Source organism: Methylobacterium sp. ARG-1, assembly GCF_001262595.1.
Taxonomy (GTDB): domain Bacteria; phylum Pseudomonadota; class Alphaproteobacteria; order Rhizobiales; family Beijerinckiaceae; genus Methylobacterium; species Methylobacterium brachiatum.
Window position 1 is genome coordinate 12,395 of the sequence record NZ_LHCD01000008.1, and the last position, 14,401, is coordinate 26,795.

At 69.8% G+C, this 14,401-nt stretch carries 11 protein-coding genes; 9 read left to right on the forward strand and 2 right to left on the reverse strand.

Annotated features, from left to right (window positions below):
• Positions 1–135: 135 nt before the first annotated feature.
• Positions 136–342 carry a hypothetical protein gene (locus tag AKJ13_RS31330; protein ID WP_144426225.1) on the forward strand — a complete coding sequence of 69 codons (207 nt, stop codon included), beginning with the start codon at positions 136–138 and terminating at the stop codon, positions 340–342.
• A 315-nt stretch (positions 343–657) separates the two neighbouring features.
• Here the strand turns inward: AKJ13_RS31330 and AKJ13_RS10210 are convergent, their stop codons facing one another.
• Positions 658–1,740, reverse strand: coding sequence for a catalase family protein (locus AKJ13_RS10210; RefSeq protein ID WP_050733244.1), 1,083 nt, complete (start codon positions 1,738–1,740; stop codon positions 658–660).
• A 224-nt stretch (positions 1,741–1,964) separates the two neighbouring features.
• Between AKJ13_RS10210 and AKJ13_RS10215 the strand changes: the two genes are divergently transcribed.
• Positions 1,965–3,041 carry a catalase family protein gene (locus AKJ13_RS10215; RefSeq protein ID WP_050733245.1) on the forward strand — a complete coding sequence of 359 codons (1,077 nt, stop codon included), beginning with the start codon at positions 1,965–1,967 and terminating at the stop codon, positions 3,039–3,041.
• Positions 3,042–3,310: 269 nt separating this feature from the next.
• Here AKJ13_RS10215 and AKJ13_RS10220 read toward each other — a convergent pair whose 3' ends face one another.
• On the reverse strand, positions 3,311–3,517 hold the full coding sequence (locus AKJ13_RS10220; protein ID WP_144426226.1) for a hypothetical protein: 207 nt from the start codon (positions 3,515–3,517) through the stop codon (positions 3,311–3,313).
• 220 nt (positions 3,518–3,737) lie between these two features.
• On the opposite strand from AKJ13_RS10220, the gene AKJ13_RS10225 reads away from it, so the two are divergent.
• The 7 genes from AKJ13_RS10225 (at position 3,738) to AKJ13_RS10255 (ending at position 14,000) form a co-directional block, all read left to right on the forward strand.
• Positions 3,738–4,862: an ATP-binding protein gene (locus AKJ13_RS10225; protein ID WP_050733247.1), complete on the forward strand. Its 1,125-nt coding sequence runs from the start codon at positions 3,738–3,740 to the stop codon at positions 4,860–4,862.
• Positions 4,846–5,271, forward strand: a complete 426-nt coding sequence (locus tag AKJ13_RS10230) for a response regulator (protein WP_043759363.1) — start codon at positions 4,846–4,848, stop codon at positions 5,269–5,271. The genes AKJ13_RS10225 and AKJ13_RS10230 overlap by 17 nt, the downstream gene beginning before the upstream one ends.
• 8 nt (positions 5,272–5,279) lie before the next feature.
• Positions 5,280–6,452 carry a hybrid sensor histidine kinase/response regulator gene (locus tag AKJ13_RS10235; protein WP_050733248.1) on the forward strand — a complete coding sequence of 391 codons (1,173 nt, stop codon included), beginning with the start codon at positions 5,280–5,282 and terminating at the stop codon, positions 6,450–6,452.
• Positions 6,453–6,618: 166 nt separating this feature from the next.
• On the forward strand, positions 6,619–7,428 hold the full coding sequence (locus tag AKJ13_RS10240) for a Crp/Fnr family transcriptional regulator (protein ID WP_144426227.1): 810 nt from the start codon (positions 6,619–6,621) through the stop codon (positions 7,426–7,428).
• Between the two features lie 8 nt (positions 7,429–7,436).
• Positions 7,437–11,003: a PAS domain S-box protein gene (locus AKJ13_RS10245; protein ID WP_050733249.1), complete on the forward strand. Its 3,567-nt coding sequence runs from the start codon at positions 7,437–7,439 to the stop codon at positions 11,001–11,003.
• A gap of 44 nt (positions 11,004–11,047) precedes the next feature.
• A complete protein-coding gene (locus tag AKJ13_RS10250; protein WP_050733250.1) occupies positions 11,048–11,431 on the forward strand; it encodes a response regulator in 384 nt (127 codons plus the stop codon).
• Between the two features lie 127 nt (positions 11,432–11,558).
• Positions 11,559–14,000 carry a PAS domain S-box protein gene (locus AKJ13_RS10255; RefSeq protein WP_050733251.1) on the forward strand — a complete coding sequence of 814 codons (2,442 nt, stop codon included), beginning with the start codon at positions 11,559–11,561 and terminating at the stop codon, positions 13,998–14,000.
• Positions 14,001–14,401: the final 401 nt, after the last annotated feature.

A 14,401-nucleotide genomic window follows, 5' to 3' on the forward strand; every position in this document is an offset into this window, starting at 1 on the left:
CTCCCGCCGCCCCCGGCTTACACGTCAGGTACGACCCGACGGACATGAGATCGGTGTACCTATGGGCTCTAGAAGACGCCGGGTTGTTCGCTGTCCTTCTGCAACCGGCACCGTGGGGCGCGGCCGGACGCAATCGTGAGCTTCATCTTCGGAGAGGCATTAACGGGGTCCTTTAGCTACCTCGATCTCCACATCCTATATGATCGACCCCGTCCAAGCGCCGCTTTCGCCCTCATCGTTGCCAATGACGCATCGATCCGCATTGATGCGATGAGAAATCGTCAAGGATACTGGGTTCGAGCTATTATCAGGCCGCAAGCCGGTGCGGTGATGGAGTTGTGATACGACTGTCATTCGCTGTTGTCGTAGCGGATAACGGACTTTCAAATACTGAAGAGGTTGATTCGTTTTTCCCCGCCTCCAATACTCTACAGACAAATGGCCACTCTTCTCGGTCGTAGTTGGGGTAGCTCTCCAGGTAGCCGTGGACGAGCACGACGGTGCGTTTGCCCTCGCACGCGATGCCGTAGTCCAGCCACATGCCCGTCTCCGCCTCGGCGGAAGTTTCACTCGACCACGACTCCGCCCCACTGCTCGCGCATCCAACGCTCCCGGTACTCGTGGTGGCCCATGACAAGCCGCCGACGGCACGGTTACTCAAGCCGGGATGTGGTCGATGCAGCCCGTGTCCTCTTCCGCCACACCGTTCTCACGATGGCGGAACTCGCTGAGCGCCCGGTAGACCTGAAGGCGCGCCCGCATGACCGACCCGAGGGGTCGGTGAGCCGCGAGGCTGTGTGCGGGGCGGAAGGTCATCACCTCGTCGAAGTGGCGAACCCGCTCCGGCGAGTAGGCGTTCTGGCGTGGCAGGCGGACCGTGGCCACCGTGCGGAAGGGACTGACCGAGACCGGCCACTCGACCGAGGCGTCCTCGATGGGCTGTTTCTCGGCATCGGCCCAGAGCTGCACCCGCAACTCGAACACCACGTCGTTCTCGCGGAAGAAGGCGAGCGCGGCGTGCCGGAAGCCGTCCTCGTCCTGGCGCGGGTCGAGGCGCCATTCGGAGAGCGAGCGCTGGGCCTCGGTAGCCGGCACCGCCCCAAGCTTGGCCACGTAATCGCCGAAGCGCACGGGCGCCTGGCTGAAGTAGCTGTCGGCGAGCGGGTGGCTGTAGGGATGTCCGAAGAAGTCGGCCATCGCGCTCTCCGTCCCGAAGGCGTGCAGCACCTTGTTGAGGTTGCGCGCGGTCGAGGAGACGGCGCTTTTCACCCCCTCCGGTAGGCCGGTCGACTTCCCGATGACCGTGCCGTCGCGAAGGAACCCCGCCGCCGTGCCGGACGGGAAGGTCGTGCCGGTGGCGAGCACGAAGTCCTGAGTGTCGACCCCGTGGCCCGGCAGCTTCTCGCCGCTCACGCCGAAAACCTTGATGGACATGCCGCGGTGGGTCGAGACGCGGTCACGAAGGGTCTCGCCCGGACCCTGGGCGAAGCGCACTGCCACCTTGTACGTGCCGGGCTTCGCGAACAGGCCCTGAGCCAGCTCGGGCGGCAGGTCGGCGGCAACCGTCAACTCACCCGTGACGCAAGCGGTGCTCTTGGCGTGGCTGGCGCGGACCGCATGGTGCTCGCGCTTCTCCACGGTCTGCGACTGCTGCGTCATGCCCTGAATGATGCCGTCGATGGTCGCCTGCTCGTCCGCAGCGGGCCGCTCGATGTCGGGGGCGTAGCGAAGGTAGGTCATGCCAGTCTCTCCCGTGCGCCTCGACCGGCGGGTGAGCCGAACGCGTTCCGTTCCTGCCCGCCCCGAGGTCTCGGGACAGCGAACCCAGCCAGGCCCGCCTCGGTACAAGCATGCCGGCAACGCGGCGTTCCCGATATCGTTCACGGGCGATTGAATGGGGCGCAATCCGGAACGTCGGCCGCTCCGACCGGTTCTGTCCGGAGACCAACGAAGGATAACGGACCTTGCAAGCACCCGTCCGCTACAGCCCCGACGTCGAGCACGTGCTGCCCGACGAGGGCCGGACCATCGAGCAGCTCAACGAGACGTTCGACACCATCCTGAAGACGGTCGCGGACAACTCCGGCCATGCCGTCCGCTCAGTCCACGCCAAGTCGCACGGCATCCTTGAGGGCACGCTGGCAATCGACGCGGGGCTTCCCCCCGAGCTCGCGCAAGGACTGTTCGCGACGCCGGGCGAGCACAAGGTCTACATGCGGATGTCGACCAATGCGGGCGACATCCTGCCCGATGCGGTCTCGCTGCCCCGCGGCCTCGCCCTGAAGGTCCTGGACGTGGCCGGCGAGCGCCTGCCGGACGCGGAAGGGACGACCCAGGACTTCGTCATGGTCAACGGCTCTGTCTTCCAGGCGCCGAACGCCGAGAAGTTCCTGGGCAGCCTCAAGCTGCTGGCCAAGACCACCGACCGGATCGAGGGCGTGAAGGTCGCCGCCTCCACCGTGCTGCGCGGGGTGAACAAGGCGCTTACGGCGGTCGGCATCGAGAGCCCGACCCTGGGCTCGCTCGGCGGCGCGCCGAACGTCGACCCGCTCGGAGAGACCTACTACAGCGTCACCCCGTTCCGGTACGGCGACCACATCGCCAAGTTCTCGGTGGCGCCCGTCGCCCCGGCGCTGACCGCGCTCACCGGCACCGAGATCGACGCCTCCGGCCGCCCCGACGCGATCCGTGAGACCGTACGGTCGGAGATGGCCGGCATCGAGGGCGTCTGGGAGTTCCGGGTGCAGCTCTGCCGCGACCTCGAACGCCAGCCGGTGGAAGACCCGACGGTGCCGTGGGACGAGGGGGAGGCGCCGTTCCAGCGCGTCGCCACCATCACCGTGCGTCCGCAGGACAGTTGGGACGCTGGCCGCGTTGACGCCGTGAACGAGCGCATGCGGTTCGCGGTCTGGACCGGTCTCGCGGCCCACCGGCCGCTCGGCAACATCAATCGCGCTCGCAACGCCCCCTACAGGCACTCGGCGGAGTTCAGGGAGCGCTTCAACGGCTGCCCGATCCATGAACCCGCTGCCGCGCCGTAACGCGCGTCGATCCAGCGATGCCTTCCGGTCAGCGCGACCGGTGACCCGGTTCGGGAGAGAACCTTCGAACTCTTCGGTTATCCGTCGACGCCGTCAGGCGGCCCGGACCTGACGAGCGCCCCGGAAGAACGTCAGTGTGCCATCTGCGCGAACGTGATGCCGGTCCGAGGGTCCTCGACGTCTGCTAGGCCGCTGACCTAGGCTGCTAGCCCGCGATGCCGCGCCTAAGCGAACAATGATCGCCCTGCCCGAACCGCATTGGGCGTCCGTCAGCTTGGGGTGGATTGGCCGCCAAGTCCTTGCAGATGAAGCAGGGCAGCCGCCGTGCCGCGCAACTCCATGGCACGGATGCGCTGACTGCGGGCCAGAACGCGCAAGGTCGGAACGTGCACGTCCCCGGGCCGGCGTACCGTCAGGTCCGTCAGGGCAGTGGCATGGATCTCGCGCCCGACGGCCTCGTCCAGCAGACGGTGCATCAAACCGTGTGTCCCGTCGCGCATCCCGTTCCGCGTCGCTTCGTTGCCCGAGGGCTTAGGCCCGCCGGAGTGGAGATGTCGGCGCAACAACGGCCAGTCAATTCGATCACCTTGGCAGGCCTTGCCGCCGCCGCTTTGTCATCACATTGCGCGCCCGACGTATCCCGGCGCGAGTGGCCGGCATCTTCGCCCCTACCGCCATAGACGAAGGAGAGCATGCGTGGAGCGAGCCGCGAACCTGACGGCGGACGACTTTCGCGCGCTCGCGGACGCGCTCCCGCAGATGGCCTGGGTCGCCGAGCCGAGCGGCGACATCATCTGGTACAACCGCCGCTGGTACGACTACACCGGCACCACCATCGAGCAGATGCGCGGGTGGGGCTGGCGCGACGTCCACCACCCGGACCACGTCGAGCGCGTCGTGGAGCGCATCAGCGAGGCGTTCCGGATCGGCGAGCCGTGGAAGGATACCTTCCCGCTCCGCGGCGCCGACGGCGAGTACCGCTGGTTCCTGTCGCTGGCGCAACCGCATCGCGGGCCGGACGGACGCATTCTGCGCTGGTTCGGGACCAACACGGACATCACCGAGCGTAAGGGTATGGAGCGCAGGCTCGCGCGCCACGCCATCGACCTGCGCCGCTCCAACGAGGAACTGGAGCAGTTCGCCTACGTCGCCTCGCACGACCTGAAGGCGCCCCTGCGCGGGATCGAGAACCTCGTCGGATGGATCGAAGAGGACCTGGAAGGCTCGCTGACTGGCGACGTCCTCACAAACATGGAGCTGCTCAAGAGCCGGGTGCGCCGACTCGACAGCCTGCTCGACGACCTCCTGGCCTACTCGCGGGCGGGCCGTGGCGAGTCTGCCGTCGACCGGATCGACACCAGGTCGCTCGTCGAGGAACTCGCCGTCCTGGTCAGCCCGCCCGAAGGGTTCACCATCACGGCGGATAACTCTCTGCCGACGCTCCAGGCCCCCCGGGCACCGCTCACTCAAGCCTTGCAGAACCTGATCGGCAACGCCATCAAGCATCACGACCGGCCGGCCGAAGGACACATCAGGATCGAGGCGAGGCCGTCCGGGAACGCGGTCGAGTTCACCGTCATTGACGACGGACCGGGCATCCCCGAGCAGTTCCGCGAGCGCGTCTTCGGCATGTTCCAGACGCTCAAGCCCCGCGACGAGGTCGAGGGCAGCGGCATGGGGCTCGCCATCGTACGAAAGCTGGTCGACCGTCAGGGCGGCAAGGTCTGGCTCGCGGACGGACCGGACGGTCGCGGGTTGGCAGTGCATTTCACGTGGCCGCTCGACGGCGGGAAGGGACAGGCGGATGGGCTCGACGGTTAACATCCTGCTGGTCGACGACGACGAGGTCGACGTGCAGGGGCTCAAGCGCGCCTTCAAAAAGAGCAAGATCGGCAATCCAATCACGGTGGCTCGCGACGGCATCGAAGCGCTGGAGATCCTGCGCGGCGAGAACGGCCGCGAGCGGTTGCCCAAGCCGCACCTGATCCTGCTCGACCTGAACATGCCGCGCATGAACGGCATCGAGTTCCTGGAGGCGGTGCGCGCCGATGAGGACCTGCGCTCGGCGGTGGTGTTCATGATCACCACGTCGAAGGCCGACGAGGACCGGATGCGCGCCTACGGGCACAACGTCGCCGGCTACATCGTCAAGCGCGATCCGGCCAACACCTTCATGGAGGCGGTGGCGTTGCTGGAGCACTACTGGAAGGTCGTCGAGTTCCCGGCATAGACACTCCTGTGACGACCCCGACCCGCATCCTGCTGATCGACGACGACGCGGTAGACCGGGCCGCCGTCCGGCGGGCGCTCTCCAAGTCCGGCCTCGCGCACACCCTGGCCGAGGCGTCCGGGGGCGAAGAGGGCCTGCACCTCGCCGCGGCGGAAACCTTCGACTGCGTGCTGCTCGACTACCGGCTGCCGGGCATCGACACCTTCGCGCTGCTCAGGACCCTGCTGGCGGCCGAGGGGCAGGCGCGGGCGGTGCTGATGCTGACCGGCGAGGCCGACCCCGACCTCGCGACCCGGCTTATGCGGGCTGGCGCGCTGGATTACCTGGACAAGGCGGAGGTCACGCCTTCCGGCCTGGCCCGTGCGATCCGCTACGCCGAGGCTAGGCAGGCCTTCCAGGCGGAGCTCGCCGCGGCGCGCCGCGAGGCGGAGGCGAAGTCCCTCGAACTGGACACGCTGAACCGGCAGAAATCGCTGCTGTTCTCCATCATCGCCCACGACTTGCGCAATCCGTTCCAGGCGCTGCTCGGCCTGTCTGAGGTGCTGGGGAAGGCCGTCGCGGCGCGCGACCCTGCGTCCATCGAGCGTCGAGCGAAGGGCATCCACGAGGCGGCGACGCAAGCCTACGCACTTCTGGAAAGCCTGTTTTCTTGGGCGAGCCTCCAGATGGACACGATGGCGGTCACCCTGACCGACGTCGACCTCGACGCCGTGGCCGCCGAGGTTGTGCACGGCGTCGCGGAAGCCGCCGCCGACAAGGGATTGAAGCTCGAAGCCTCCTGCGGTGGGATCGTCGTCCAGGCCCAGCGGGACATGCTCACCACGGTGCTGCGCAACCTCGTCGGCAACGCCGTCAAGTTCACGCTCCCCGGCGGGACCATCTCCGTCTCGGGCCGCCGCGACGGGGACGAAGTCGAGATCTCGGTCACGGACACGGGAGTCGGCATGCCGACGGGGAAGGTCGACGACCTGTTCCGGCTCGACCGGCGGACAACGACGAACGGCACGGCGGGGGAGCGTGGAAGTGGGCTTGGGCTGTTGCTCTGTCGGGACCTCGTCGAGCGACAGGGCGGCGTGCTCACCGTGACCAGCGCCATCGACCGCGGTACGACCTTCCGGTTCCGGCTGCTGACACCCCTCGTGCCCGGACAGGTTCACGCCGACTGCGTTCCGGCATTCTGACCGTCCGGAAGGGGGCGCTCCTACGCGTACGCGATTGACGCCATCGGCCCGCTGAAAAAATCGAAGCTCGCCCCGGGGCTTCTGCGCGAGTTGTCAGATATCGGACATCTTTGCGCCAGGAAGTCCGCTACTGGACAACCCGACCGCCGCCTCTGCGACCATCCCCGTGAACATCCGCCCTTCGTCCACCATCGACGGCAACCTGCTGCTCGAAGCCCTCGATGCCGACGACCGCGCCCTGATCGCGCCGTACGCCGAGCACCGCGAGGTCCGGCGCGGCGACGTGCTGTTCCGTGCCGGCGACGACGTCAGCCACGTCACCTTTCCCGCCCAACGCTGTGTCGTCACCTTAGTCGTGCCGCTGATGGACGGGAAGTCGGTGGAGACCGCCACGGTCGGTCGCGAGGGCGCCGTGGGCGGTGTTGTCAGCCACGGCTACCTCCCGGCGTTCGGGCAGGCGGTCGTCCAGGTCGGCGGCGCGGTCATCCGGATCGACGCGGCGCGCCTGTCCGAGGCCAAGCAGACCTCGAAGGGCATCCGCGACCTGTTCGTGCGCTACGCCGATTGCCTGCTGGCCCAGGTGCTGCAATCGGTCGCCTGCAACGCAGCCCACACCATCGAGCGGCGGTGCCTGCGCTGGCTCCTGACGCTGCAGGACCGGATCGGCACGCCCGAACTTCCGGTGACCCACGAACTCCTCGCCGATATGCTCGGGGTGCGCCGAGCCTACCTGACCGAGGTGCTCGGCCGGATGCAGCGCGACGGCCTGATCGCCATCGGCCACGGACGCATCACCCTCCCGGACCGGGCCCGCGCGGAGGCCGGCTCGTGCGAATGCCACGCCGCCGTGCGGCGGCACTTCGAGGAAGTGATGGGGGCAGTCTACGCGCCAGGCGGCCGCATCGTCGCCGTGGACGTCGGCGAACCGGAACGGCTGAAGCCCCCGTCGCCGCTCGTGAAGGACGCGACCCCGTGAACCAAGTCATGCGTCCCGCCCGGGTCGAGGAGGACGCGCGGATCGCCGCGCTCGCCGCCTTCGACATCCTCGACACCCCGCCCGAGCGCGGCTTCGACGACATCGTCCATCTCGCGCGCCGCCTGTGCGCCGCGCCGGTGGCGCTCGTCAGTTTGGTCGACCGCGACCGCCAGTGGTTCAAGGCGCGCGCAGGCTTCCCGCCCTGCGAGACCGACCTCGACCGCTCGGTGTGCAAGTTCGTCCTCACGGAACCGGGCGTCCTGCAGATCCCGGACATGACGCGCGACCCGCGCACCCGCGCCAACCCGCTTGTGACCGGCGAGCCGCGCCTGCGCTTCTATGCCGGCGCGCCGCTGCGGACGCCCGAGGGGCAGGTGCTCGGCAGCCTGTGCGTGATCGACCACGCGCCTCGCCCATGCGGCCTATCCCCGGAACAGGTCGAGGACCTGGAGGCGCTCGCCCGGCAGGTCATGGACCAGCTCCTCCTGCGCCGGTCGCTGTCGGACTGCGACCGCGCAGGGCGCCAGGGCGAGGCGGTCGCGGTGACGCTCGCCGGGGTCGCAGCAGCGGGCGGCGACCTGGACGCGAGCTTCGGGGCCGTGCTCGCGGGGGCGATGCGTGCCGTGCCCGCCGCCGAGGCCGGCGTCGTCGAGGTCCGCGAGGGCGATGATCTCGTCTATCGCGCCGTGACGGACGGTTTGGCGCCGCATCTTGGCCTGCGCCTCCCGATCCTGGGAAGCCTGGCGGGCGCCTGCTACCGGGACGACGTCCCGCTCCTAGTCGCCGACGTCCTGCGCGATCATCGGGTGGAGCGCGAACTCGCCGAGAAGCTGCGACTGCGCTCCTGCCTGATGGTACCGGTGCGCAGGGGCGGCATCGTCGTCGGTGTCCTGAAGCTGCAGTCGAGCCGACCCGACGCCTTCGCCGAGGGGGACCTGCAGGTCCTGGGCGTCTTCGCCGGTTCCGCCGCCTCCGGCCTCGCCGAGGCGGGCGAGCGCGTCGCCACGCAGGCGGCCGCACGAACCGAGTACCGGCGCCGCGCCGTGTTCGACAGCGCGCAGGACTACGCCATCATCCTGCTCGACCTCGACGGGCGGGTCACGGACTGGAACGCCGGCGCGACCCGCATCCTGGGGTGGCGCCCCGAGGAGATGTGCGGCCAGACCGCAGACGCGTTCTTCACGCCCGAGGACCGGCGCGACGGCATCCCGGCCATGGAGATGCAGTCGGCCCTGGAGAAAGGTACCGGCATCGACGAGCGGTGGCATCTGCGCCGCGACGGCGAGCGCTTCTGGGCCAACGGCGAGATGATGGTGCTGCGCGACGAGGCCGGCACCGCCATCGGCTTCGTGAAGATCCTGCGCGACCGGACGGAGCAGAAGGAAGCCGCCGCCCGCCTGCAGGAGAGCCAGGATCGCTACCGGCTCGCAGCCCGCGCGACCAACGACGCGATCTGGGACTGGGACCTGGTTTCAAACCAAGTTCTCTGGAACGAAGCCCTCACCGAGGCCTATGGCCATGCCCCCGAGGCCGTGCAGCCGACCGGTGACTGGTGGGTCGCGCAGATCCATCCCGAGGACCGCGAGCGCATCGAGGCCTCGATCCACGCGGTCATCGAGGGCGACGGCACGACCTGGACGGACGAGTACCGATTCCGGCGCGCGGACGGCTCGTACGCGCACGTGCTCGACCGCGGCCACGTGCTGCGCGGCGAGGACGGGCGCGCCGTCCGCATGATCCGCGCGATGCTGGACCTGACCGAGCGCAAGCGGGCCGAGGACGCCATGCGGGAGAGCGAGCGCCGCCTCGGGCTTGAGCGCGGCCTGTTGGAGGCGATCTTCCGCCAGGCCCCGGTCGGCATCTCCATAGCCGGGGCCGAGGAGGCCATGCCGTCGTCGCTGAATGCCAAGGCCGAGGAGCTTCTCGGCCACGGGATCGGGACGGAGGGCTACGCCCGCTACGTCTCCTACGGCGCCCTGCACCCGGACGGTCGCCGGTACGAGCCCAGCGAGTACCCGACCCTGCGCGCCCTGCGGAAGGGCGAGACGGTTCGCGGCGAGGAGATGCGCTACCGCAACCCCGGGACCGGCGAGGTCCGCCTTCTGGAGGTTTCGAGCGGACCCGTGCGCGATGCCGAGGGCGCGATCCAGGCCGCGGTGACCGTGCTGGTCGACGTCGGGGACCAGCGCCGGGCCGATGCCGAGACGCGCCGTCTCGCCGCCCTGGTCGAGCAGAGCCAGGACTTCATCGGACTGGCGGCCCCCGACGGCAGCGTCGACTTCGTCAACGAGGCCGGCCGGCGCCTCATCGGCTTGCCCGACCTCGCGGCGGCCCGGGCCATGCCCATCGTGGACTACTTCATGCCGGAGGAGCGCGCGCGCGTTCTGGATGAGGTGCTGCCGGCGGTCGAGCGGGACGGCTTCTGGGAGGGCGAGCTGAACTTCCGGCACGTGGTCACGGGAGCTGCGGTTCCGGTCCTGTACAACCTCTTCCCCGTGCGCGGCGCCGACGGGCGCAGGCTCGGCTACGGCACCGTCACGCGCGACCTCACGGAACAGAAGCGGGCGCGTCAGGCCCTGCTGGCCAGCGAGGCGTCGCTCCGGGCGGTCCTCGACACCGTGCCGGTCGGCATCCTGTTCGCGGAAGCGCCGTCCGGCCGCATCGTCGGCGGCAACCGGCGGCTGGAGGAGATCTTCCGCCATCCTGTCCTGCCCTCGCCCGACGCCGAGAGTTACGGCGAGTGGGTCGCCTTCCACGATGACGGGCGGCCGGTCGCCGCTTCGGAGTATCCGCTCAGCCGCATCATCCGCGAGGGGTCGGAGCAGGCCGAGCTGCGCTGCGAGTACCAGCGCGGCGACGGCAGCCGCATCTGGATCGAGATCGTCGGCGTGCCGATGCGCGACGAGGCCGGGACGATGGTCGGCGCGGTCGTGGCAGTCGCGGACATCGACGTCCGCCGCCGGGCCGAGGAGCGGCAGGAACTGCTCAACCAGGAACTCTCGCACCGCATGAAGAACCTGCTGGCGATGGTGCAGGCCATCGCCGCCTCGACGCTCCGCGGCGCCACCGACATGGACGCCGCGCGGGAGGTGCTGGGCAGCCGGCTGGTCGCGCTCGGCAAGGCGCATGACGTGCTTCTCGGCGGCGCCGCCGAGAGTGCGTCCCTGGCGGCGGTGGTCCGGGAGGGCGTCGGCGTTCAGGAATCGGCCGGTCGGCGCGTCGCCTTCGAGGGGCCGGACGTCGAGATCGGCGGCAAGGCCGCGCTGTCCCTGGCTCTGACCCTGCACGAATTGACCACGAACGCGGTCAAGTACGGCGCGCTGTCGGTGCCCGACGGCGAGGTCGCGGTGACGGCCTCGCTGGTCGGGGCGGAGGACGCGCCGCGCCTGCGCATCGCCTGGACCGAACGGGGCGGCCCGCCGGTCGTGCCGCCATCGCGAAAAGGGTTCGGGTCGCGCCTGATCGAGCGCGGGCTGACGGCGCAGGTCAACGCCGACCTCTCTCTAGACTACCGCCCGGAGGGCGTGGTGTGCGTCGTCGAGGCGTCGTTGGCCGACTTCCAGGCGGTCGCTTGACGCCGCGACGCAACGAAGGGTCGGGCGGACCGTTGCCGCTCGCCATGACCGATGCTCCGAACGCGAAGACCGCCCTGGTGGTCGAGGACGAGATGCTCTTCCGCCTGGAGGTCCGCGACCTCCTCGAAGCGGAGGGCTACGCCGTGGTCGAGGCCGGCAACGCCGCCCAGGCGCTGGAACGGCTCGACGAGGGGGTCGTGCTGGTGGTGACCGACGTGCGCATGCCGGGGTCGATGGACGGCTTGGCGCTCGCGCGCGAGGTCACGCGTCGGCGGACGGACGTGGCCGTCGTCGTCGTGTCGGCGCAGATGACGCCGCGGCCCGGCGACCTTCCAGAACATGTGCCCTTCGTCGAACGCCCGTTCCTGGAAAAGGGCTTCCATGCCGCCCTTGACCGGGCCGAGGCGGCCAGGACCACGCGCCGATGACGTCCACCGGTCAGCTTGCCGCCTGTCGGCACCGGGCACCGTCCAGACCAAAGGATGCACCCGACTTCCGGACAAGCGCCCTGGAAGGCGTTGGTCCCCGTACGGATGCCGGGTAGAGACCGAGCCCATGGACATCGAGGATCTTCGGGGGGAGGTCGAGCGGCTGCGTCGGAGCGAGACCGCGCTCTTGGCGGAGGTCGCCCGCCTGCGTGCCGGCCGGACCCCGGACGCACCGTCGACCGCGGCGGAGGCCGGCGTCGGCACCGCCCGGTCCGACCTGCTGTTCACCGCCGCGGACAAGACCCGGATGGCGATGATCGTCACCGACCCGAACCTGCCCGACAACCCCATCGTCTTCGCCAACCGCGCCTTCCTGGAACTCTCCGGCTACGCGGCGGAGGAACTCGTCGGCCGCAACTGCCGCTTCCTCCAGGGGCCGGAGACCGATCCGGCGCACGTGGCGCGCATCCGAGACGCGGTCGCAGCCCGGCGCGACGTCGTCGTGGAGTTGCTGAACTACCGGCGCGATGGCAGCCTCTTCGTCAACGAGCTCTACGTCAGCCCGGTGTTCGGGCCGCACGGCGAGCTCCTGTTCTTCTTCGGCAGCCAGCTCGACCTGACGCGCTTCCGCGAGCAGGAGGGCAACGCCGTCCGGCGGGGCGCCTCGTTCCGCAGCCTGCTGGAGGACGGCGAGGCCGGGTTCTGCATCGTCGAGATGCGCTTCGACGCGCGGGGCCGAGCCGAGGACTACCGCTTCGTCGAGGTCAACGCCGCCTTCGAGCGCCAGTCCGGGCTCGCGGGCGCCGAGGGCCGCTGGATGCGCGAGCTCGAACCCGAGCTTGAGCAGCACTGGTTCGATACCTACGGCGAGGTCGCACGCACCGGACGCGACGCGCGGTTCAGGGGCACCGCGTCACGGCTGGGTCGCATCTTCGACGTCCACGCGGTGCGCATCGGCAGCCAGGCCCAGAACCGGGTGGCGGTACTGTTCGAGGACGCCACAGCCAGGCAGGAAGGCGAGGAGCGGCGGGAGTCGCGGGACCGCGACCACTTGGTCGAGCGCGACCTGGTCTGGCGGACGAGCCGAGACCTGCTCGTGGTCTGTGGCCTCGACGGGACGATCCGCGCGGTCAGTTCGGCCTGGACGGAGCTGCTCGGTTGGCCGGCGGGGAGCCTCGTCGGCACCCGCATCGAGGACTTGGTGCATCCGGACGACCTGGAGGCGGCGACGCAGGCGTTCGAGCCCCTCCGGGTCGGACGGTCCCTCTCCGATCTGGACGTCCGCTTCAGGACCGCGGACGGCGGCCATCGCTGGATCTCGTGGAACGTTATCCCGCAGGGGGACCGTTTCCATGCAACCGGCCGCGACGTGACGGAGCGTCGGACGCTGGAAGAGCAGCTGCGGCAATCGCAGAAGATGGAGGCGGTCGGGCAGCTCACCGGCGGCGTGGCGCATGATTTCAACAACCTGCTGACCGTCATCAAGTCCTCGACCGACCTACTGAAGCGACCGAACCTCGCCGAGGAGCGGCGGGTCCGTTACGTCGACGCCATCTCCGACACGGTCGACCGCGCCGCCAGGTTGACCAGCCAGTTGCTGTCCTTCGCGCGCCGGCAGGCGTTGCGCCCCGCGGTGTTCGACGTCACCCAGTCGGTGGCGGCCATCGCCGACATGGTGGGCACGCTGACCGGCGCGCGCATCCGCGTCGAGATGGATACCGATGCCGGGATGGACGGGCTTGGCCACCGGCTGCCCTGCCACGTCGATGCCGATCCGAGCCAGTTCGACACGGCGCTCGTGAACCTCGTGGTGAACGCCCGCGACGCGATGAAGGGCGAGGGGCGGTTGCGCGTCGCGGTCAGGCGCGCCGACCGCATCCCGGCCTTGCGCGCGCACCCGGCCGTGCCGGGCGATTTCGTGGCGGTGTCGGTCTCGGACACCGGCGCGGGCATCGAGGCGGACCTGCTGGAGCGCATCTTCGAGCCGTTCTTCACGACCAAGGGCGTCGGCCACGGCACCGGGCTCGGCCTCAGCCAGGTGTTCGGCTTCGCCAAGCAGTCGGGGGGCGACGTCGCGGTGGAAAGCGTCGTCGGCGTCGGGACCACCTTCACCCTGTTCCTTCCGCGCTCCGCCGACGTCGAGGCGCGTGAGGTCGTGCGGGACGATCCGGGACCGCCCACCGAGGGACACGGCACGCCCGTCCTGGTCGTCGAGGACAACCTGGAGGTCGGCGCCTTCGCGACCCAGGCCCTGATGGAACTCGGCTACAACGCCGCCTGGGTGAAGGACGCGCAGTCCGCCCTAGCCGAGATCGAGGCGTCGGGCCAACGGTTCGAGGTGGTGTTCTCGGACGTGGTGATGCCCGGCATGAACGGGGTCGACCTCGCCCGTGAGATCCGGCGCCGGTGGCCCTACCTGCCGGTGGTGCTGACCTCCGGGTACAGCCACGTCCTGGCTTCCGAGGGCACCGACGGCTTCCCGCTGTTGGGCAAGCCCTACTCGGTCGCCGACCTCAGCCGGGCCCTGCGCAAGGCCCTGAGGGAGCGGTCCGCCCTGACCTTCGGCTGAGCGGGAACAGAGCGGGGGAAAGCATGGGCCAGCAGCGCACCCGCGGCGGCCCGCGCGCGTTGACGTGCGTCGCCAGGTCGGCGGACAAGGGGGACAGCCATGGAGTCGGACACGCCACGCCCGGGTGAGGAGCCGTTGCCGCCCATCGGCGATCCGCCGCCCGACCCGGCGCCGCCCGAGGGGGATCCGCCGACCGAGCCGCCAGCGCCGCAGCCGCCCGGCCCGATCAGCGCGTCCTGACGAGACGCGTCTGCGGACCGCGACGCCATGGTTGCGACGCCGCGGCCCGATGAACGTGGTTCCCTGGCGGCCGGACATCCGGCAAGCCGTCGGACGCTTCGGCCCGCAGCCGTTTCCCGCCCCCGGGTGTAGCCGACGACCGGGCGCATCCACATCCGAGG

Excerpts from the sequence above, each read along its gene's own strand:
- AKJ13_RS10210 (WP_050733244.1), bottom strand. The coding sequence starts at position 1,740 with ATGACCTACCTTCGCTACGCCCCCGACATCGAGCGGCCCGCTGCGGAC.
- AKJ13_RS10220 (WP_144426226.1), bottom strand. The coding sequence starts at position 3,517 with ATGCACCGTCTGCTGGACGAGGCCGTCGGGCGCGAGATCCATGCCACT.
- AKJ13_RS10230 (WP_043759363.1), top strand. The coding sequence starts at position 4,846 with ATGGGCTCGACGGTTAACATCCTGCTGGTCGACGACGACGAGGTCGAC.
- AKJ13_RS10245 (WP_050733249.1), top strand. The coding sequence starts at position 7,437 with ATGCGTCCCGCCCGGGTCGAGGAGGACGCGCGGATCGCCGCGCTCGCC.
- AKJ13_RS10250 (WP_050733250.1), top strand. The coding sequence starts at position 11,048 with ATGACCGATGCTCCGAACGCGAAGACCGCCCTGGTGGTCGAGGACGAG.
- AKJ13_RS10255 (WP_050733251.1), top strand. The coding sequence starts at position 11,559 with ATGGACATCGAGGATCTTCGGGGGGAGGTCGAGCGGCTGCGTCGGAGC.